Origin of the sequence: Lentzea roselyniae, from assembly GCF_039537795.1 — a bacterium.
Classification (GTDB): domain Bacteria; phylum Actinomycetota; class Actinomycetes; order Mycobacteriales; family Pseudonocardiaceae; genus Lentzea; species Lentzea atacamensis.
In genome coordinates, this window is sequence record NZ_BAABBE010000021.1 from 46823 (window position 1) to 63972 (window position 17150).

Genomic DNA, 17150 nt, shown 5'->3' on the forward strand with positions numbered 1-17150 from the left:
ATGAGGATTTGATGACACCGTCAGGCCTTGCAGGTCGCTCCGCGGATCGGCTTGGGCGGGCTCTCCAGGACCCGCGCGCCGTCGGTGGCTTGGACGAGGAAGCAGTACCTGCCCACACCCTCCACCGGGACGCGCATCGACCGGCTGCGGGCCATGAGCACCTGCGGTTGCTTGTTCTCGGCCGCCACGACGACGGCGAACGTGAAGCCGTCCGGGGCCTGCCAGGCCAGGTCGACGTGCGTCCCGCCGTCGACAGGGTCGGTCAGCGTGAGCGTGGCGGGTGCGGACGAGCTCGTAGTCGTTGTGGTCGTGGGCGCCGCTGACGGCGGGTTGGCCTGCTGGTGGTGGACGAAGACCGGCACGGTGACGAGTGCGGTGGCGGTGGCGACGACCCCGATCACCGTCCGGGCGCGGAACCGGGTGCGCTTCGCGGGCTCTGCGGCTTCAGGTTCGGGCTCTGGTTCTGGTTCTGGTCCTGGCTGCGGCTCCTGCATTGCGGTCAGTTGCCTGACCACGACGTCGGCCGTCGACGGGCGGTCCGCGGGCTCCTCGGCGAGCAGCCGCCGCACCAGTTTCACCAGGTCCGCCGGGCAGTCCTGCCACTGCGCGTCCCCGCCCGGCGGGGAACCCGTCAGGGCCAGGTGCAGCACACCACCGATCCCGTACAGGTCGGCGGCTTCGTCCATCGTGCCGTCACGCCGGGTTTCCGGTGCGGTGTACTCGGTTCCGGCCGGCGGGAACGCGCGGCGCAACGCCGTGCCGAAGTCCGCCACCACCGGTGCGCCGGACGGGTGGAACAGCACGTTGTGCGGTGTCAGGCCACCGTGGACGACACCGGCGCGGTGTGCAGCGGCGACGGCCGTGGCGACCGCGTGGCCGATCGCCAGCGCGTCGGGCACGAGCAGTTTCCCGCTCGCCGCAACGAGTCCCGCGAGCGACACCGGGCACAGCTCCATCTGCAACGCCGGATTGCCGTCTCCCAGCCACACCACCTCGTCGACCGGCAGGATCGGTGCCTCGTCGAGCAACGGGGCCAGCGCTGCCTGCTCGCGTTCGAATGCGTCGAGCACCTGCTCTCCCAGCGGCGGATACGCCTTCAGCGCCAGGTACATTCCACCGTAGACGGTGGCCACGGGACCCGTGCCGATGACCTCGAAGTCGTCTCCGCCGGTCATCGCGTCATCCCCGCTGCGCGGGCGGCCTTGCGGGACGCAGCCGCGGCCTCGAGCGGCCGGCCGGCGTGGGTCAGCACCTCGACCAGGCGCAGCCAGGTGCGTTCCCGTTTCGGGTCCTCCGCGGTGAGCGCCTGCAGCAACGACACCGAGCCGGCGGTGTGGTCCATCGCCATCATGGCGTCCACGAGGTGGTCCAGCGCGGCCCACCGCAGTCGCGTCAGCCGATCCGCTTCCGCCCGGCTGTGGTAGGTGTTCAGCGACGCGAACGGCCTGCCTCGCCACAGGTCGGCCGCGGCGCGGAAGCAGCGGGCCGCAGTCTCCGGATCGGTGGGCAGCACGGCGCGTCCGTCGTGGACCAGCTGCTCGAACACCATGCTGTCCAGCTCGCCCTCGCCGACGTTGAGCCGGTACCTGCCGCGCAGGCTCTCGATCCGCGCCGACGTCTCGCCGAACAGCGGTGTGCGCCTGCACAGCTCGTGCACGTGCGGCCACAACTCGCCGGCGGGAGACGCCGAGATCCGGTCGGGCCACACGGCCTCGGCGAGGCTCTCGACGGTCGTCCAAGTGTTGGGGCGCAACAACAACGCGGTCAGGACGTGTTCCGGCGCCCCGGCCGGGATGTCGGCCCTGCTGTCGTCCACGTGGACGACTTCGAGCGGCCCCAGTACGCGGAACAGCATTTCCGTCACCTCCGTCACCTCTTGGGACCTGACGGTAGGAAGGGGGTGTCCAATCGCGGTTCATTTCCGTTGCCCTGCGGAGCACTGGTTCTGCACCGGCCGGTGTGACTGTCCTCGCCAGGCGTCTAGCGAAGCGAGGAGTCATGGAAGAGTCAGGAAACGGCGGCAACCTGAAGCGGGCGGCGCTGTACGGTGTCGCGGGGCTGATGACGGCCGCGATCGGTGCGTCGACTGTCAACGTGCTCGCGGCGGAGGACAAGAAGCCGGACCAGCGGCCGGCGGCGCAGTCGGCGCCGGCCACTCCCTCGAAGCCGGCGGAGCCCACCCCGCCGCCGCCCCCGGCACCGAAGCCGCTGCCCGTTCTGCAGACGGAGGCCGCGCCGCCCGCGCCGGAGCTGCCAGCACCGGTGGCTGCGCAGCCTGCCGCTCCGCCCGTTGCACAGCCGGTTGCGCAGCCCGTCGCGAAGCCCGTTGTGAAGGCCGTGGTGCCGGTCGTGAAGCGACAGGTCGTGGCCGCTGTCGAGGACGCGGAGCCGCCCGCGCCGGCCATCGCCCACGCCAGCGTGCAGGCGAGCGGTGCGGGCAAGGCGGAGGTCACCCTGCACGTGCCGGCCGCGAAGCCCGTCAAGAAGCCCTCACCGACCGACGAAGCGCTGAAGAAGGCGAAGTCCGAGGCGACGGAGGCGAAGAAGAAGGTCAAGCAGTCCGAGAAGGAGCTGGCTGAGGCGAAGAAGGACTACGACAAGAAGAAGGGCGAGATCAAGAAGATCCAGAAGCAGAAGAACGAGGAGAAGAAGACCAAGAAGCCCAAGCCGGTCGAGCCCGTGCTGACGGTGAAGACCTCACCGGACATGGAGAAGCGGCTGAAGGTGCACACCAGCAAGCAGAAGTCCGGCAAGAAGGTGACCATCTCCGTGTCGTCGTCGGCGCACAGCGGGTGAGCGGCATGCCGACGAAGCGACTGTCGTTCGACGAGTACGGATCCTCCACGGCGGAGGACGAGTTCACCGACGACACCGAGCCGTCCTACGACTCGTACTACGTCGTTCTGCCGGAGGAGGTCTGGCAGTCCGAAGTGGACTCCTCGTTCGATGACGACGAGGCCGACGATGACGAGTCCGACGAGTCCGACGAGGTCGTGGACGTGGACGTGGACGTGGACTACGACGACTACGACTACGAGCCGCCGCGACGTGAGCCGATGAGCAGCGCGAAGGCGGGCAACATCGCCGGCATCTCCGTTGCCCTGGTGACGGGAGCGATCCCGGCGGTGTTCGTCGACCTGCTGCCGGCCGCACTGGCGGGAGGCCTCGCGGCCGGCCTGTTCGGCGGGCTGATGGGGCGTTCTCTCGGAATCGAGCTGCAGCAGCGCAGGGTGCGCCGGAGGGAGATCGAGCGTGAATTCTAAGAGCATGCGCAGGGCAGCCCTGTACGCCGCTTCGGGTGGTCTGCTGACGCTGGCGGTGGGTGCCCTCGGTGCCCAGGAGGCGGAGGCCGCGTCGAAGTCGAAGCCTTCCGCGGCGCGCCAAGCCGCGCCGAAGGCCAAGCCGAAGCCCGCGCCCAAGCCGAAACCGAAGTCGAAGCCTGCGGCGAAGTCGAAGCCCGCAGCCAAGCCCAAGCCTGCAGCCAAGCCCAAGCCCGCGGCGAAGTCGAAGCCCGCGACCAAGCCCAAGCCCAAGCCTGCGGCCAAGCCCAAGGCTCCCGCCAACTCCAAGCCTGCGACCAGGCCCAAGCCTGCGGCGAAACCCAAGGCTCCGGCCAACTCCAGGCCCGCGGCGAAGCCCAAGCCCAAGGCTCCGGCCAACTCCAAGCCCACGGTGAAACCCAAGCCCCAGGCACAGAAGCCGAAGCCGGCGCCGAAGCCCAGGGTCGTGCCGAAGCCCAACGCGGCCAAGCCCAAGCCGGTGGCGAAGCCGCCGCTGAAGTCGACCCCCAAACCCAACGTCACGCCGAAGCCACCGCTGAAGCAGGCCCCGAAGCCCAGGGTCGTCCCGAAGCCGCCTCAGCTGGGGACGCCCGGCAAAGCCGGACCCAAGTCCGGGCCCTCGCCGAGGCTCACTGCGCCCAACAAGCCGAAATCGTTGCCGCCCAGGCAGAACCGGGCACGTCCGCCGATGCCCGACGATCTGGCCCGCACGGCGCCCGGCCGACAGGCCTACGCGGAGTCCCAACGCCCCAGCGGCCAAAAGCCCACGGTCAAACCCAAGCCTCCCAAACTCGTCCCCCAAACCGGCAAGCGAATCATCGCCGACCGGATCCCGGCCGGGGTCCGGCCGGCCAAGCCGAACCAGCCACGTACGTCGACCGCGAACGACCTCGCGCGCACCGCACCCGGACGTGCCGCTTACGCCGAGTCTCAGCGTGGTGGGGCGCCGGGAAGTGCGGCCAGGCGTGAGGCTCAGCAGCGGGCCGCGCAGGATCTTGCGCGCACTGCACCGGGCCGCGCCGCGTATGCGGAGTCCCAGCGTGGCGGCGCGCCGGGGACCGCAGCCAAGCGTGCGGCTCAACAGCGGGTCGAACCCCAGCGGCGCGGTGACCAGAAGCCCGCGCCCAGGCCGATGTCGCAGTCGTTGCGGCTGGCTGAGGCGGGTGCGGAGCGTCAGGCTCTGACCGAACGTCAGATGCGTGCGCAACGGCAGGCCGCTGAAGCCCTTGCCCGCACCGCACCGGGCCGTGCTGCGTATGCGGAGTCCCAGCGTGGTGGCGCGCCGGGGACAGGACTGAAGCGTCAGCTCGACGCCGCGCGGGAGAAGGCGAACCGGTTGGCGGTGGCGCCGGGGGCGGCGGCGACTGGTGGTGCCGCGCTCGTGCGACGTGGGCAGCTGGCCGCGGCGGCGCAGGCCGAGGTGCGGAGGTTGGAGCAGCAGCAGGCCGGGAACGCGCAAAGGCAGCGCGGCGTGCGGCCTGGTTTCACCGCCGCACCCAACCCCCTCGTGAAGCCCAACCCCCTGGTGAAGCCTGGCGGTGAACGGCGGGGCCTCGCTGCCGGAGCTGCTGCGAACCTGCGGATCACGCCGGCGTCGTACGGCCGGTCCAGCCAGTCGACTCCCGAGATCGGCTTCGACTGGTTGTGCGGCAACGCGTGCGACGTTCCCCTCCGCTGGCTGAAGGACCGCAGCCCTGGCGCGGTGGTGAAGGAGCCCAACAGCGACCTCGTGCGCATTCCGCCGGACAAGGGCAGTTTCGGTGGGTGGAAGGGGCACGCCAACTGGAAGGACGTGACCTTCATCGAGTCACCGCTGAACGCGAAGCGCCACGGCAGGGAACGGCAACCCTTCATGCGCACCACTGTCGGCGCGGACTTCGAGGCCACCGGGGGCGTGGACGCCGCCAAGGGCCTCCAGTTCGGCGCGAAGGGCTTCGCGGGGCTGCGGACGTCGGGGCCCGAGACGACCGGCCGGCTCGGGCCCGCCGAGCTCTCGGGGAGCGCCAACGTGCCGATCGGTGTCAGCGCGGAGGTGAGCGGGGGGATCGGTCCGAACGGCGGCTCGATCGACGCCGAGACGCGGGTCGGGGCCGCGGTGGAACTGCCCAAGCTCAGCAAGAAGGTGGGTCCGGCGGAGGTTTCCGTCCAGCCCGAGGTGTGGACCGGCATCGGCTTCGGTGGCGGGTTCGGCGTGGAGAAGGGCCAGGACGGCAAGTGGCACGTGAAGGGCAAGGGAGGTGCCGCGCTGGGTGGAGGTGTCGCGCTGGGCTTCGACGTCGCCCTCGACCCGACCGAACTGCTGGGCTAGGCCCGGGACGGCCGCACGGGACACCGTGCGGCCGTCAGCCCGGGTCGACACCGGTCAGCTCGCGGCTCTTCGACAACAGTGCCGCGGCGCTCGCCGGATCGGTCATGTGCGCCTGCGGCTTTTCGAGGTGAGGCTCGCCTCGCAGGCCGAACTGCCGCGGACCCCAGAGCTGCCCGCCGCGGACGCCGGGGTCCAGTGCGGCTCTTGCAGCGCGTCCAGGAAGGAGCTGCCTTCCGGGCGCTCGCGAGCGCGGCGGTCAGGGCGGCCTCGCGCTCGCCGCTGTCGTCGAGGATGAGCGCTTCCTTGCCCGCCGGGAAGTGCGCGAACAGCGTCGCCACCGCGGTATCCGCGGCCTCGGCGATCTCCGCCACCGTCACCTTGCCGTAGCCCCGCTCCAGGAAGAGCTTCAGCGCGGCCTCCGACAACGCCGCACGTGTGGCTGCCTTCTCGCGCTCGCGCCTGCCGGGCGTCGTGATCGACGATAGCCGTAACGCCTTCATGTTCGTAACGAGTACAAAACTGAAGTCATTGCGACTTTATGGGTGTGAGCGTCACGTTCCCCGCTCTCGGGACGACCCAGTTGATGTCACCCCTGGGGAGAAAGGTCGGCGTCAATGAGTCAGGCCGGTACGCACGTGCACGAGCGAAGCGACGACATGCCGCCGGTGGTGGCCGATGTCGACCGGATCGCGGCGCACGCCGATCCCGTCGTCCGCAACCTGCAGATCACCCACTGCTACCACCGGTTGTCGCGGGCGATGGCCGCTGTCACCGGTGGGGCCGCGAACTGGTGCACCTTTGCGGTGTGGGCGTCCAAGCAGGTGGGGCGGACCATCCGGCAGGAGGACCTGGCGCGCACGGTGGAGCGGCTGCTGAAGTCCTCGCCCGAGGTGGCCGCCGGGGTCGACCTGGTGGCGCGAGCCCTGCGGCGGACCGTTCCGCACGAGATGGTGCGCCGGGCCGTGGTGACGGTCGCGCGGCTCGACGATGTGAGTGCCGCGTCGGCGCGGGGCAACCTCAAGGTCTTCGAGGAGATCGCGCGTGAGTTCGCCCGTTTCCTCACCGAGTTCACCGGTCCAGGCGCCGAAGAGCGGACGATCGCGGAGTTCTGCGACTCGCTGCGGGCCGGTGAGCCGCCGGAGGGGCAGCGCTATCTGCGGCAGGCCTTCACCCGCTACCACCGCGCGATGACCACCGGCGACCCGAAGCAGCGGGCCGAACTGCTGCTCCTCGCGAACATCGAGGTCGGCCTGCACGAGCAGACGCGGTTGCAACCGGAGATCGCCGCCGCGCTGGAGGCACCGGTGGTCGACCCCCGCGAGCTCGAACGCCGTCTGCTCGACCTGCTCCTGCCGGGCAACCGGATGGTCAAATGGCTGCGCAGGACGCTGCTGACCGTGCTCGGCAGGAGGAGTGCTGTGCGCATCGCCAGCGAGCAGCTGGCCGACCGGGTGCGCGTGCTGGTGCGCCGGGCGGTCACCGAGCACCTGATGACCCTGGCGCTGCCGGGCGGTGAGCTGCTCGATCTGGGCGAGGACCTGCCCGCGACGTTCCCGCCGCTGCTCGCGGAGCTGTCCGACCCGGAACTGCTGGCGCTGCTCGAGATCGTCGACCCGACGGCGGACAGCGTGCTCGGCACGGCCGCGCGCGACTGGGCAGACCTGCCGGACCGCATGCACTACATCGCGGACATGTTCCGTTGCCACGCCCTGCGCGGCGACCTGCTCGACCCACCGTTCACCGCGGAGCAGGTCGAGGCCCTGACCGCGGGACGCAGGCCAGGCGGAGCGCTCTGAGCCGTGTGGAAGGCGTTGCGTGCCAAGTGGTACGCCGAAGTTCTGCTGCTCGTCGCGGGCTATCTCGCGTTCGGGCTCGCCAGGGCGGCGGTCGACAGGGGTGAGCCGGCCGCGACGATCAACTCGCTGCGGGTGCAGCGCCTGGAGCAGGTGCTGCACCTCGCGATCGAACGCCCGCTCAACCAGGCGATCGTCGCGCACCCGCCGGCGATCTGGCTGACCGGCTGCTTCTACCGCCTCAGCGTCCTCGCGGTGCCGGCCGTCCTGATCTGGCTCCACCTCGCTCGGCGAGATCGGTACGACGGCCTGCGGAACGTGCTGATCGTGATGATGCTTCTGGACGTGCTGCTGGTGTGGCTCTATCCGCAGGCACCACCGCGGTTCACCCTGCCCGGCATCGTGGACTACATGGCCACGTACGACATCCTCGGCGGTGCCGCGTCACGTGTTCCGCGTCCGGGCATGAACCTGTTGGCCGCCATGCCGAGCATGCACGTCGCGTGGACGACGTGGTGTGCCTGTGCCGTGTGGTCGGCACTGCGCCATCGCGCTCGATGGCTGGCCTGGCTGTACCCCGTTCTCACGTCGTTCGTCGTGCTGGTCACCGGCCACCACTACGTTCTGGACGTGGTGGCCGGTGTCGCACTCGTGGCGGTCGCGATCGGGCTCAGCCGGGCAGGATCTCGATGTGTCCGTCGGTTCCGTTCACGCGGATCCGTTGCCCGTCCTGAATCAGGCGCGTGGCGTTCGCCGCGCCCACAACAGCCGGCAGGCCGTACTCCCTCGCCACCACCGCACCGTGGGTCATCTGACCACCGACCTCCGTCACCAGGCCCGTGATCGCGACGAACAGGGGTGACCAGCTGGGGTCCGTGTACGCCGTGACCAGGATGTCGCCCGGTTCGAGATCGGCCTGCGCCAGGTCCAGGACGACGCGGGCCCGCCCCTCGACGATCCCGGCGGACACCGGGAGGCCGACCAGTGCACCGGCCGGCGAGTCGCGCCGGTACGTGCCGGCGATGGCCTCGCCGTCCGACGTGAGCACTCGGGGTGGCGTCAGCGTCTCGTACGACCTGAAGGCCTCCTTGCGCTGACGGATCAGCTCGTCGTCAACCTTGTTGGCCTGCACGACTTCCTGAAGTTCCTGGAACCTCAGGAAGAAGATGTCCTCCTTCTCGCCGAGCACACCCGCGCGCACCAGACGCTCGGCCTCTTCGAGCAGGGCCTGCTTGTAGACGAAGTAGCGGCTGACCATGCCGTACTTCGGGTACTCGCGGTAGCCGACGAACGTGCGGAGGCGGTCGATCATCCGCTTGGTCTCGCCCGCCTTCTGCTCGCCGTCCGGCAGGGAACGCAGGCGCTCCAGCAGTTCCTGCTCCTTCTTCCACGCCTCCTGCCGCCCCTGCTCGAAGCGGCGTTCGCCCTCACCCTGCTCGAAGTTCCTGACGTTGGTGAGGATCAGGGGCAGGAGCGTGGCGGGGTGTTCGCTCCAGCGCGGCCTCGTGATGTCGATCTCGCCCACGCAGCGCATGCCGTACCTGTCGAGGTAGGCCTGGATCGCGTCACGTGCTTCCCGGCCGCCGGGAACCTCGACCAGGTCGTCCAAAAAGGACTCATCTTTGGTGTCGTGCAGGAAGGCGACGACTTCCGGGTGCGGGCGGATCGCGTCCGCGACGTCGAGCAGCGCCAAGCCCATCTCCGACGTGACGTTGTGCGGCGCGGACTGGGAGAGCGTGTCGGCCGCGTTCTTCTCGCCCAGCCAGTCGTGCAGCTTTTCGTTGAGCCACCACGTGGCCTGCATCCCCGCCGTGATCACCTGGTGGCTGCGCGGGTCGAACAGGATCCGCCGCAGCTCCTGGAAGTCCGCCAGGATGAAGTCGAGCAGCTCCGTTCCGGACTTGGCCCGGATGTCGCGCCGGGCTGCGGCGACGGACTCCTCGCTGTGCGCGATCAGTTCGGTGACGACGGCCGGATCGGTTTCGATCGTGGCCGGCACGACGCCGGGGATCTCCTGGCTGGGAACGCCTTCCGGGAGCGACGGGACGAAGCCGTCGCGATCGAGGACGGTCTGCAGGGCGTCACCCATCAGCGGATCGGACTTTCCCGCGATCTCGAGAAGACCGGCGCGGCTCGCCGGTGCGGCGAGCATCTGCGTGACGTCGACGAACAGGCGGCCGCCGGCCTCGGCCATGGGACGGGGAGTCGTCAGCTGCCACACGGAAAGGCCGAGCGGCTTCATCGCGTCGGTCATCATCTGCTGGTGGCCGACGGAAACGTAGACCCGATCGGTCTCGTCGTCGGCCTCCGGGACGGGGAACAACGTCGTGATCGGGCGGCTCTGGACGATGTGGAAGTCGTCGCCGGCCAGGCACCACTCGATGTCCTGAGGGCGGCCGAAACGCGCCTCGATCCGCCGGCCCAGCTTCTCCAGTCGCACGACCTGGTCGTCCGTCAGCGCCGATTGCTCGGTGGCGATCGCTTTGCTCGTGATCTCGCCGTCGCGAACCCGGTAGATGTCCGGGTTCACCTGACCGGAGACCAGTGCCTCGCCGAGACCGAAGACGGCCTCCACACAGGTGACCTTCCGGTTCGACGTGACGGGGTCTGCGGTGAACAGCACGCCGGCCGCGTGCGGGAACACCATCTGCTGCACGACCACGGCCATGCTCACCTCGCGCTGACCGTAACCGTTGCGCAGGCGGTAGGTCACGGCCCGCTCGGTGAACAGTGAGGCCCAGCACCGGCTGACGTGCCGCAGCACCTCCGCCGGGCCCACGACGTTCAGGTACGTGTCCTGCTGCCCCGCGAACGATGCCCCCGGCAGGTCCTCCGCCGTCGCACTCGACCGGACGGCACAGGCGGTGCGCTCGCCGAGCAGGGCGAGTGCACCGGTGATCTCCGCGGCCAGGTCGTCGGGGATGACGATCTCTTCGACGGCCTGCCGGATCTCGGCGCTGCGCGTGCGGATCGCCTCCCGGTCGTCCGGGCCCAGGTGCGCCAGCTGATCCAGCTGTGCGCCGATCGACGGCGCCTCTCCCACGATTCGCCGGAAGGCGTCCGTCGTCACGCAAAAGCCCGGCGGCACACGGATTTCGCCGATCCGCGAAAGCTCTCCCAGGTGCGCGCCCTTGCCGCCCACGACTGCGAGCTGCGACTGGTCGATCTCCTGGAGATCGAGCACATGGCTGCTCATCCGTTCACTTCCCCCGATCGCGAACAATGTCGCTGGTTGTGGCTACGGCCGCAGAGTGTGCGGCACGACAGGGGCCTTGCCGCAAGGCCCCCTCTGCGCTATACGTTGAAAGTGGCGAGGAGCGGGCTGAGCCCCCTCGCACGTTGACATCCTTCCTCTCCGGTGTCCTTCTCCGTGATCCACTTCTTCGGCTCAGGCCTTCGGCGTACCCGTCTCCTGGCACTGACTGACCGGTGACTTCTGGTGTCAGCGAGATGTCAGCGGCCGTCGAGATGCTGCTTCCAGCGGAAAACAAAAGCTTCCCTGTGAAAGTGGGCTCCGGCAATTTCAGCGGGGGCCGGATCCTGCGAAGAAGAGAAGGACCAAAAGTGCTCAAGAAGTTCACTCTCGTGGCGATGATGGGCGCGCTGATCAGCGTGTCCTTCGGTGCGGCGACGGCCAACGCGGCCACTGCCCGCAACGGTGAATGCGAGTCGGGCGAATTCTGCCTGTTCTACAACAGTGATCAGGGTGGGTCGGTTTCCGACTTCACCACGTCGGTTTCCGACTACGGTGACGAGCAGCCCGGCTGCTACGACTTCAAGGGCGCCGGAAACGGCAAGGGCCTTTGTGTGAAGAACGAGGCCGCCTCGGTCTGGAACCGCACCGGAAGTCCCGTCACGGTGTACTTCAACAGCGGTTACGGGGGCTCCAAGCAGACGATCGCCGCGAACACCAAGGCGAACCTGAACTCGGACCTCAAGAACGAGAACGCCTCGCACAAGCTCAACGACAGCGGCAGCGGCGGCGGTGGTGGCGGCACCGGCGGCACCTACGGTGCGCCGAACGACAACCCGCACCCGTCCGCGACGGCCCGCGCGCCTCAGGCCACGAAGCGCACGCAGCACGTGGACGACGAGATCCGCCGCCTGACCGGCGAGACGCACTGCTGGGTGGGCGACTACCGCAGCAACGAGCCGTCGGACAGCAACCACAACACCGGCAACGCTCTCGACTGCACGATCTCGAACGCGATCGGGCAGCACCCGAACGCCGCGCAGAAGGAGCAGGGCTGGAAGCTCGCCAACTGGCTGAAGAAGTACGCGAGCAAGCTCGACGTCCGGTACGTGATCTGGCAGGGCAAGATCTGGAGCGTCGCCCGCGCGTCCGAGGGCTGGCGCACCTACAACGGTGGCTCCGGTGTGACCAGCGGTCACTACGACCACGTCCACGTCTCGATCCAGAACCCGCACGGCGACTGATCTGATCCACTCCCGCGAGGCCACCCGATCACCGGTCGGGTGGCCTTCCGGCTTTTCCGTGAGCATCCCTCGGGTTTGGCAATTGTTGACTCACGCGTCAGACTCTCCCTCGCCGCCGCCTGTGTATCCCTGCAGTGCACAAGGAGCGCAAATGGCACGACGAGTCGCAGCAGCCGCCGTCACCACACTTCTCACCTTCGCCGTCATCCAGCCGGCGGCCTCGGCCGGGCCGGTGGGCAGCGGGTGGCAGGAGTACAAGCCCGCGTGGAACCTGCAGATCCAGAGAGCCGCGGCGAGATCACGAGCTACCCCAGCAGCACCACCAGCGCGTCCGGACCGGGAGGGTCGTACCGCCGGGCGGGCGGGGTGCAGACCTTCAAGCTCTTCAACAACGGGTCGAATCGCGTCGAGGCCAGGATCCAGGACAACTACCGGACCGGGCAGCGGCAGTTCGAGGGCGAGCTCAAGGTCACCTCGGGCACCGACGACGAGAGCGCCATGCAGATCTTCGGCAACGACGGCGAGGGCGCCACCACGTTGATGATCAGGTCTTACGCGCGCAACGGCGGCACGCTGAGGGGCGGTGGCAAGGACCTCGTCAGCAACATCTACGGCAAGTGGGTGCGGATCAACGTCACGCACAACGCCACGGCCACCGGCGGCAGCTATTCGATCTACATCAACGGAAAGCACGTCCACACCGCGAACGGGCCCAAGGGCGACCACTACTTCAAGTACGGGGTGTACGGCACGCTGAAGACGGCCGGTGCCGAACACCAGTGGCGCAACGTGCACTTCTACCGGAAGTGAGTCAGGGCCGCAGGTCGTGGACGATCAGTGACGCCGCGAGCAGCCGGATGTCCCCGGGATCGGCCGGGTTGTAGCCGGTCAGCTCGGTGACGCGGCGCAGGCGGTAGTTCAGCGTGTTGCGGTGCAGGTGCAGCTTTTCCGCCGTGCGGTGGCGGTTGTGGTCGCTGTTGATGAACTCCCGCAGCGTGTGCAGCAGGTCGGGATGCTCGGCCAGCCGGTCCATCACGCGGGCGAGGCGTTTGCGGCCGGGGCCCGGACGGCAGAGCTGGTACTCGAGCAGCACGTCGTCGAGCACGTACGCGCCGGACGGGCGGCCCAGTCGCTGGGCCAGCTCGGCGATGTCGGCGGCCTGGCGGGCCGCGGTGGGGATGTCGTCGCGGCTCTCGGCCGCGGCGATTCCGCCCACCAGGCCGAGGCCCGCCGCGGTGTGCAGCCTGCGAACCAGGTCGGCGGCGTCGGCCAGTTCAGCGTCCACGGTCTCCGCCGAGGTGGGCAGCAGCACGGTGCCGCCGTCGTGGTCGAGTGCGGAGAGCGCGTGCTTCGGCAGTTCGGCGCGGAGGCGACGGACGAGCACGTGCGCGGCGAGCCGTGCGTCGTGGCCGTCGGCGCCCTCGTTCAGTGGTGGCGGTTCGACCCGCACGGCCAGGACGACGTGGTGGCTGGCCAGGTCGAGGCCGATGCGTTCGGCCAGCGGTTCCGCCTCGCGACCGGTCAGCAGGGCGGCCACCAGGGCGCGGCCCGCCTCGCGGCGTTCGGCGTGCAGGGCCTGCTGTTCGGTGAGGTACGAGGCGGCGACGGCGGGCACGGCGAAGCTCAGGTACTGCAGCAGTGCGGGCACGGTCGCGAGCAGGTCATCGATGTCGTCCTTCTCGGCGACGCCGGCCATCGCGGTCCAGCCGACGTGGGCGGCGACGTGGTAGGTGCTCAGCACGACGTCGAGGGGAATGCCCTGCTGAGCTCTGCGGACTGCGGTGGCGATCTGGGCCGCCAGCTCTTCCGGCGCGGGTGGCCGCTGCTCACGCAAGGAGCGCAGGAAGACCTGCAGGTTTCGGGTCACCGCCTCGGTGATCTCGCGGTCGACGAGCTGGTGCGGGAGTTGCCGGTAGGCCGCGGATCTGGCGAAGAACGCCTCCAGGACCTGCTCGGCTATGCGGGGGATCTGCATCGCTGCGCGCTCGTACAGCGGTGCGAGGGGGTCAGGTGCCGGGATGTCGACCACCGGCAGAGGCTTGCGCATGCGGATGGCCCGTGCCATCGCCCGAATCGGTCTTCTTTCGTGGGCGTGTTGCACGAACGGAGGCACGCGGCGTTGTGCAGCTGACCCAAACGTTTGACCTGTTCGAGTGATGCCCGGTCGGGTGTACCTGTGCGTGCGTCCAGAATTGGCAGTTCACACCGGCAGGGGCAGGAGACTTGGCGCACAACGTGAGCAGTGTCCAGGAATGCATGAGGCTGTTGCTGCGGCGCGGATTTCAGCGGACCGTCGTGCAGGACCGGCTGACGTGCGTCAACGCCGTGATGTTCCGGCGTGTGTGGCGCGGGACCAACGAGACGGTGCTCGCCTACTCCGAGATCGAGGCGCTGGCCTATCGCGTCCGCGAGGACGATGTGGACCCGTCGGACCCGTTCGTCGTCGACCCGGACGTCACGCTCTGGCAGTGCGGTGGTGAGTTCCTCGACGTCGCCGGCCAGCTGCTCGAACTGCCGCCGGAGCCGGGGCACTCGACGTTCGCTACGCGTCCTGCCGGCGGCGGACCATCTCGTTGATCCAGATCGGGGCGAACGGCGACGTGCAGTTCGGCGGCGTCGGGTAGTCCTTGAGGACCTCGAGGCGCTCACCGATGCCGATCGCGCGGGCCCTGTGCGCTGGGTGTTCGATGCCGATCTGGGCCAGGCAGTGGTTCATCGCCCACTGCAGGCGTTCCGGCGCGCCCTTCATCTCCGCCTCGATCGTGTCGAGCAGCCCTTCGAGATCGAGGCCTTCCGGCTTGCGTGGCACACGCTCGGTCGTCAACGCCCAGCCCGCGCTCGCGACCACCGGGTCCGGGTCGGAGAACCAGGAGACGCGCAGGTCCTCGGCGTGGGCGCTCTTCTTCACCACGTAGTTCACGAGCCAGTCGTGAACCTTGGGACGGCGGGCTTCGCGCAGCATCGTGTCGAGCTGGTCGCGGGAGAACGCCTTGGGGCGGCAGATCAGGAGGGCGAGGAGACGGGCCGCGGTGTCACCGGTCGCCCACAGCTCCAGCGAGAGGTCCTGCTGGGTCTTGAGGCGCTTGGCGAGCGCGCGGAGCTTGCCGAGGTTCACGCCGTGGTCGTCGCCGTGCTTCTCGTTGACCGCGCGTGCCTTCGGTCCTCCAGCGCGGCCAGCTCGGCCATCACCCCGGCCACCGTCGTTTCCGCCACCTCGGCCCTCCTGTCCGTTTCCGGTCAGCCTAAGCCGTCAGCCGATGACCCACTCCTGGGCGCGGTGGGCGACGCACCGGTTCTGGTGCAGCTTCGCCTTGTCGGCGAGCCCGCGGCCCGCGATCTCCAAGCACTGGCCGCTGTGGCGCGCCCGCAGCTTGAACGAGCCCGTGCCGGTCGGCTCGACGACGAACTGCTGGTTGAACTTGGTGGCGCTGCACGTGTACTGCGTGGCGTCGGCGGTCGCGTCCTGGCTCGCGTCCCACACGTCGACGCACTTGCCGCTGTGCGCGACCCTGATCCGCACGGCACCGCGGTGGTGCCGGTGGATCATCGGCCTGGTGCTGGAGAAGCACGTCCGGCAGGACGAGCTGGTCGAGTACGTCGAGGAGAACCTGCGTCTCATCGTGGCCGGGTTGTACGACCTCGCGGGGGAGCAGGCGCCGCAACCGGATCCCGTCCGCGAGGCCGCCGTGCCCTCGCTGGTCGCGCCCGCGGAGGAGACGACCAAGGCCGCGATGGAGCGGATCGGGCCGCTCAGGGACGTGCTGGACGAGCTGACGGGACGGCCGGACGTCATCGCCGCGCACGCCACCACCTGGTTCAACATCGCGGTCGCGCAGCGGGAGATGGCCGACGAGCTCGAGGACTTCATCGAGCGTGACGTGCCCGCGTGGGACGGCGCCGCCGAGCACCAGCGGTTGATGGGGCACAACATCGAGGCGCTCAGAGGGCTCAGCTGGCGATGGCGCCGTCGGACGCGACGTTCCGGCGGATGGCGTGCCGGATCGCGGTGTACGGGGTGGCGCTGCACGCCACCCTCACGCACCTGGAGAACCGGCTGAACGGCTAGTGCCGGTCAGGCCACTAGGCGGCACGGCGGGCGCGGCGCCTGGCGATCGACGGCAGGAACCACATGTAGACGCCGGTGCCCATGAGGATGAACAACGGCAGCAGCGGCACGTAGGACACCCACACCGCGGAGTTGTCCACGGTCAGGGCGACGGCCGTGAAGACGACGGTGGCCATGAAGAACATGCTGACCACGCGGTGGAACTGCCGGATCCTCTTGTTGCCGCTCATTTTCGTTGTCCTCCCTGTTGTTGTTGAGGACAACGTTAGGAGCGGGAGGATCACCTGCGCTTCTTGATTCCTGACCGGATTGCGGCGCGGGCTTCCGCGGCCGTGAGATTGCCCGTCAGGGTCAGGCCCGCGAGGCCGAGAGTCAGCGCCAGGTGCTCGGCGGCGCGGTCGGAGCCGAGCGCGGTGAGCAGGGCGAGGAGCTCGGAGTAGCTCTGCCGCAGCCGCTCGGACAGCTCGGGGTCGGTGAGCGCGTGCGTCTCGAACGCCTGCGGCACGCGGAACAGGCGGTGATCTTCCGGCCTGGCGGGGGACGGTGCCGCACGAGAAGCAGTAGGACCAGGTGGGGTGTCCAGCGTCGCCGTGACGCATGGCGGAAACTTTCCTGGCGCGAGGTGTCGATCCCGGCATCTCCCGTTCGACACACTGATGACAGCACGCTTCGAACACCAAGGAGAACTCCGATGCGCACCCTGATCGCCACCGCGTTCGTCTCGCTCGACGGCGTCGTCGAAGCCCCCGGCGGCGAGCCCGGTCACCGCAGCTCCGGCTGGACCTTCAAGGACATCGAGTTCGACGAGGCCGCCTACGAGATCAAGGGCCGCGAGCAGGAAGAGTCCGCGGCGATGATGATGGGCAGGGTCAGCTACGAGGCGTTCTCCCCGGTGTGGCCGACCCTCGACTACTTCCCGCGCTACAACGTGATTCCGAAGTACGTCGTCTCCAGCACGCTCAAGGAGGACCAGCTCGTCGACAACTGGGGCGACATCACGATCCTGCGCTCGCTCGACGACGTCGCGGCGCTGAAGGAGACCGAGGGCGGCCCGATCACCATCCACGGCAGCGCGACGCTCAACCGCAACCTGTCCGACGCCGGCCTGATCGACCGCTACCACCTGCTGGTGTTCCCGGTGCTGCTCGGCGCGGGCAAGCGGCTGTTCAGCCAGACCGACAAGGACAAGCAGATGCTGAAGCTCGCCGAGAGCGAGTCGTACCCGAACGGCATCCAGAAGCTGGTCTACGACGTCGTGCGCTGAG

Annotated in this window: 17 protein-coding genes and 2 pseudogenes; 10 read left to right on the forward strand and 9 right to left on the reverse strand. The window is 69.1% G+C overall.

Annotated elements, in window-relative coordinates:
- Positions 1–20 precede the first annotated feature (20 nt).
- A complete protein-coding gene (locus tag ABFX45_RS31280; protein ID WP_346133836.1) occupies positions 21–1175 on the reverse strand; it encodes a protein kinase domain-containing protein in 1155 nt (384 codons plus the stop codon).
- Positions 1172–1855 (reverse strand): AfsR/SARP family transcriptional regulator, encoded by a 684-nt coding sequence (locus ABFX45_RS31285; RefSeq protein WP_346133953.1) that lies wholly within the window; start codon positions 1853–1855, stop codon positions 1172–1174. The genes ABFX45_RS31280 and ABFX45_RS31285 overlap by 4 nt, the downstream gene beginning before the upstream one ends.
- A gap of 143 nt (positions 1856–1998) precedes the next feature.
- Between ABFX45_RS31285 and ABFX45_RS31290 the strand changes: the two genes are divergently transcribed.
- From ABFX45_RS31290 to ABFX45_RS31300, 3 genes are read left to right on the forward strand one after another with little or no spacing between them, the layout of a single operon-like run.
- The gene (locus tag ABFX45_RS31290; protein WP_346133838.1) at positions 1999–2796 is read left to right on the forward strand and encodes a hypothetical protein; all 798 of its coding nucleotides are present in this window, start codon (positions 1999–2001) and stop codon (positions 2794–2796) included.
- A gap of 5 nt (positions 2797–2801) precedes the next feature.
- Positions 2802–3263 (forward strand): hypothetical protein, encoded by a 462-nt coding sequence (locus ABFX45_RS31295; protein ID WP_346133840.1) that lies wholly within the window; start codon positions 2802–2804, stop codon positions 3261–3263.
- Entirely contained in the window at positions 3253–5589 is a 2337-nt protein-coding gene (locus ABFX45_RS31300; protein ID WP_346133842.1) for a hypothetical protein, read from the forward strand. Before ABFX45_RS31295 ends, ABFX45_RS31300 begins: the two co-directional genes overlap by 11 nt.
- Here ABFX45_RS31300 and ABFX45_RS46575 read toward each other — a convergent pair.
- Positions 5586–6089 (reverse strand): helix-turn-helix domain-containing protein, encoded by a 504-nt coding sequence (locus tag ABFX45_RS46575; RefSeq protein WP_428834207.1) that lies wholly within the window; start codon positions 6087–6089, stop codon positions 5586–5588. The genes ABFX45_RS31300 and ABFX45_RS46575 overlap by 4 nt on opposite strands.
- Before the next feature lie 114 nt (positions 6090–6203).
- Here ABFX45_RS46575 and ABFX45_RS31310 point away from each other — a divergent pair, with 114 nt between their 5' ends.
- Together ABFX45_RS31310 and ABFX45_RS31315 are read left to right on the forward strand one after the other, a co-directional pair.
- Entirely contained in the window at positions 6204–7385 is a 1182-nt protein-coding gene (locus ABFX45_RS31310; protein ID WP_346133844.1) for a hypothetical protein, read from the forward strand.
- A 150-nt stretch (positions 7386–7535) separates the two neighbouring features.
- Positions 7536–7991, forward strand: a pseudogene (locus ABFX45_RS31315) (phosphatase PAP2 family protein); the annotation flags it as partial.
- Between the two features lie 61 nt (positions 7992–8052).
- Here the strand turns inward: ABFX45_RS31315 and rph are convergent.
- Positions 8053–10578 (reverse strand): rifamycin-inactivating phosphotransferase, encoded by a 2526-nt coding sequence (rph, locus tag ABFX45_RS31320; RefSeq protein WP_346133846.1) that lies wholly within the window; start codon positions 10576–10578, stop codon positions 8053–8055.
- Between the two features lie 368 nt (positions 10579–10946).
- Between rph and ABFX45_RS31325 the strand changes: the two genes are divergently transcribed.
- Both ABFX45_RS31325 and ABFX45_RS31330 read left to right on the forward strand, forming a co-directional pair.
- On the forward strand, positions 10947–11819 hold the full coding sequence (locus ABFX45_RS31325) for a peptidase inhibitor family I36 protein (protein ID WP_233440051.1): 873 nt from the start codon (positions 10947–10949) through the stop codon (positions 11817–11819).
- A 264-nt stretch (positions 11820–12083) separates the two neighbouring features.
- Positions 12084–12629 (forward strand): polysaccharide lyase family 7 protein, encoded by a 546-nt coding sequence (locus ABFX45_RS31330; protein ID WP_346133848.1) that lies wholly within the window; start codon positions 12084–12086, stop codon positions 12627–12629.
- Between the two features lies 1 nt (position 12630).
- Here the strand turns inward: ABFX45_RS31330 and ABFX45_RS31335 are convergent, their stop codons facing one another.
- Positions 12631–13884 (reverse strand): PucR family transcriptional regulator, encoded by a 1254-nt coding sequence (locus ABFX45_RS31335; protein ID WP_112228631.1) that lies wholly within the window; start codon positions 13882–13884, stop codon positions 12631–12633.
- Between the two features lie 191 nt (positions 13885–14075).
- On the opposite strand from ABFX45_RS31335, the gene ABFX45_RS31340 reads away from it, so the two are divergent.
- Positions 14076–14396 (forward strand): hypothetical protein, encoded by a 321-nt coding sequence (locus ABFX45_RS31340; protein ID WP_346133851.1) that lies wholly within the window; start codon positions 14076–14078, stop codon positions 14394–14396.
- Here the strand turns inward: ABFX45_RS31340 and ABFX45_RS31345 are convergent.
- Together ABFX45_RS31345 and ABFX45_RS31350 are read right to left on the reverse strand one after the other, a co-directional pair.
- Positions 14362–15005 (reverse strand): annotated as a pseudogene (locus tag ABFX45_RS31345) (DNA alkylation repair protein). The gene ABFX45_RS31340 and the pseudogene ABFX45_RS31345 overlap by 35 nt on opposite strands.
- Before the next feature lie 64 nt (positions 15006–15069).
- Positions 15070–15366 (reverse strand): RICIN domain-containing protein, encoded by a 297-nt coding sequence (locus tag ABFX45_RS31350; protein WP_346133853.1) that lies wholly within the window; start codon positions 15364–15366, stop codon positions 15070–15072.
- Between the two features lie 7 nt (positions 15367–15373).
- On the opposite strand from ABFX45_RS31350, the gene ABFX45_RS31355 reads away from it, so the two are divergent.
- Complete coding sequence (locus tag ABFX45_RS31355) at positions 15374–15877, forward strand: hypothetical protein (protein WP_112228629.1); 504 nt, start codon at positions 15374–15376, stop codon at positions 15875–15877.
- 22 nt (positions 15878–15899) lie between these two features.
- Here the strand turns inward: ABFX45_RS31355 and ABFX45_RS31360 are convergent, their stop codons facing one another.
- Both ABFX45_RS31360 and ABFX45_RS31365 read right to left on the reverse strand, forming a co-directional pair.
- Positions 15900–16115, reverse strand: coding sequence for a hypothetical protein (locus ABFX45_RS31360; protein WP_109639920.1), 216 nt, complete (start codon positions 16113–16115; stop codon positions 15900–15902).
- Between the two features lie 50 nt (positions 16116–16165).
- Entirely contained in the window at positions 16166–16390 is a 225-nt protein-coding gene (locus ABFX45_RS31365) for a hypothetical protein (protein ID WP_346133855.1), read from the reverse strand.
- 186 nt (positions 16391–16576) lie between these two features.
- On the opposite strand from ABFX45_RS31365, the gene ABFX45_RS31370 reads away from it, so the two are divergent.
- A complete protein-coding gene (locus tag ABFX45_RS31370) occupies positions 16577–17149 on the forward strand; it encodes a dihydrofolate reductase family protein (RefSeq protein WP_109639922.1) in 573 nt (190 codons plus the stop codon).
- The last annotated feature ends 1 nt before the right edge of the window (position 17150 follow it).

What these genes read in the sequence shown, in the direction of transcription:
- ABFX45_RS31310 (WP_346133844.1), top strand. Translation starts at nt 6,204, where the DNA reads ATGAGTCAGGCCGGTACGCACGTGCACGAGCGAAGCGACGACATGCCG.
- ABFX45_RS31360 (WP_109639920.1), bottom strand. Translation starts at nt 16,115, where the DNA reads ATGAGCGGCAACAAGAGGATCCGGCAGTTCCACCGCGTGGTCAGCATG.
- ABFX45_RS31335 (WP_112228631.1), bottom strand. Translation starts at nt 13,884, where the DNA reads ATGGCACGGGCCATCCGCATGCGCAAGCCTCTGCCGGTGGTCGACATC.
- ABFX45_RS31285 (WP_346133953.1), bottom strand. Translation starts at nt 1,855, where the DNA reads ATGCTGTTCCGCGTACTGGGGCCGCTCGAAGTCGTCCACGTGGACGAC.
- ABFX45_RS31340 (WP_346133851.1), top strand. Translation starts at nt 14,076, where the DNA reads ATGAGGCTGTTGCTGCGGCGCGGATTTCAGCGGACCGTCGTGCAGGAC.
- rph (WP_346133846.1), bottom strand. Translation starts at nt 10,578, where the DNA reads ATGAGCAGCCATGTGCTCGATCTCCAGGAGATCGACCAGTCGCAGCTC.
- ABFX45_RS31295 (WP_346133840.1), top strand. Translation starts at nt 2,802, where the DNA reads ATGCCGACGAAGCGACTGTCGTTCGACGAGTACGGATCCTCCACGGCG.
- ABFX45_RS31370 (WP_109639922.1), top strand. Translation starts at nt 16,577, where the DNA reads ATGCGCACCCTGATCGCCACCGCGTTCGTCTCGCTCGACGGCGTCGTC.
- ABFX45_RS31290 (WP_346133838.1), top strand. Translation starts at nt 1,999, where the DNA reads ATGGAAGAGTCAGGAAACGGCGGCAACCTGAAGCGGGCGGCGCTGTAC.
- ABFX45_RS31350 (WP_346133853.1), bottom strand. Translation starts at nt 15,366, where the DNA reads ATGATCCACCGGCACCACCGCGGTGCCGTGCGGATCAGGGTCGCGCAC.
- ABFX45_RS31280 (WP_346133836.1), bottom strand. Translation starts at nt 1,175, where the DNA reads ATGACCGGCGGAGACGACTTCGAGGTCATCGGCACGGGTCCCGTGGCC.
- ABFX45_RS46575 (WP_428834207.1), bottom strand. Translation starts at nt 6,089, where the DNA reads ATGAAGGCGTTACGGCTATCGTCGATCACGACGCCCGGCAGGCGCGAG.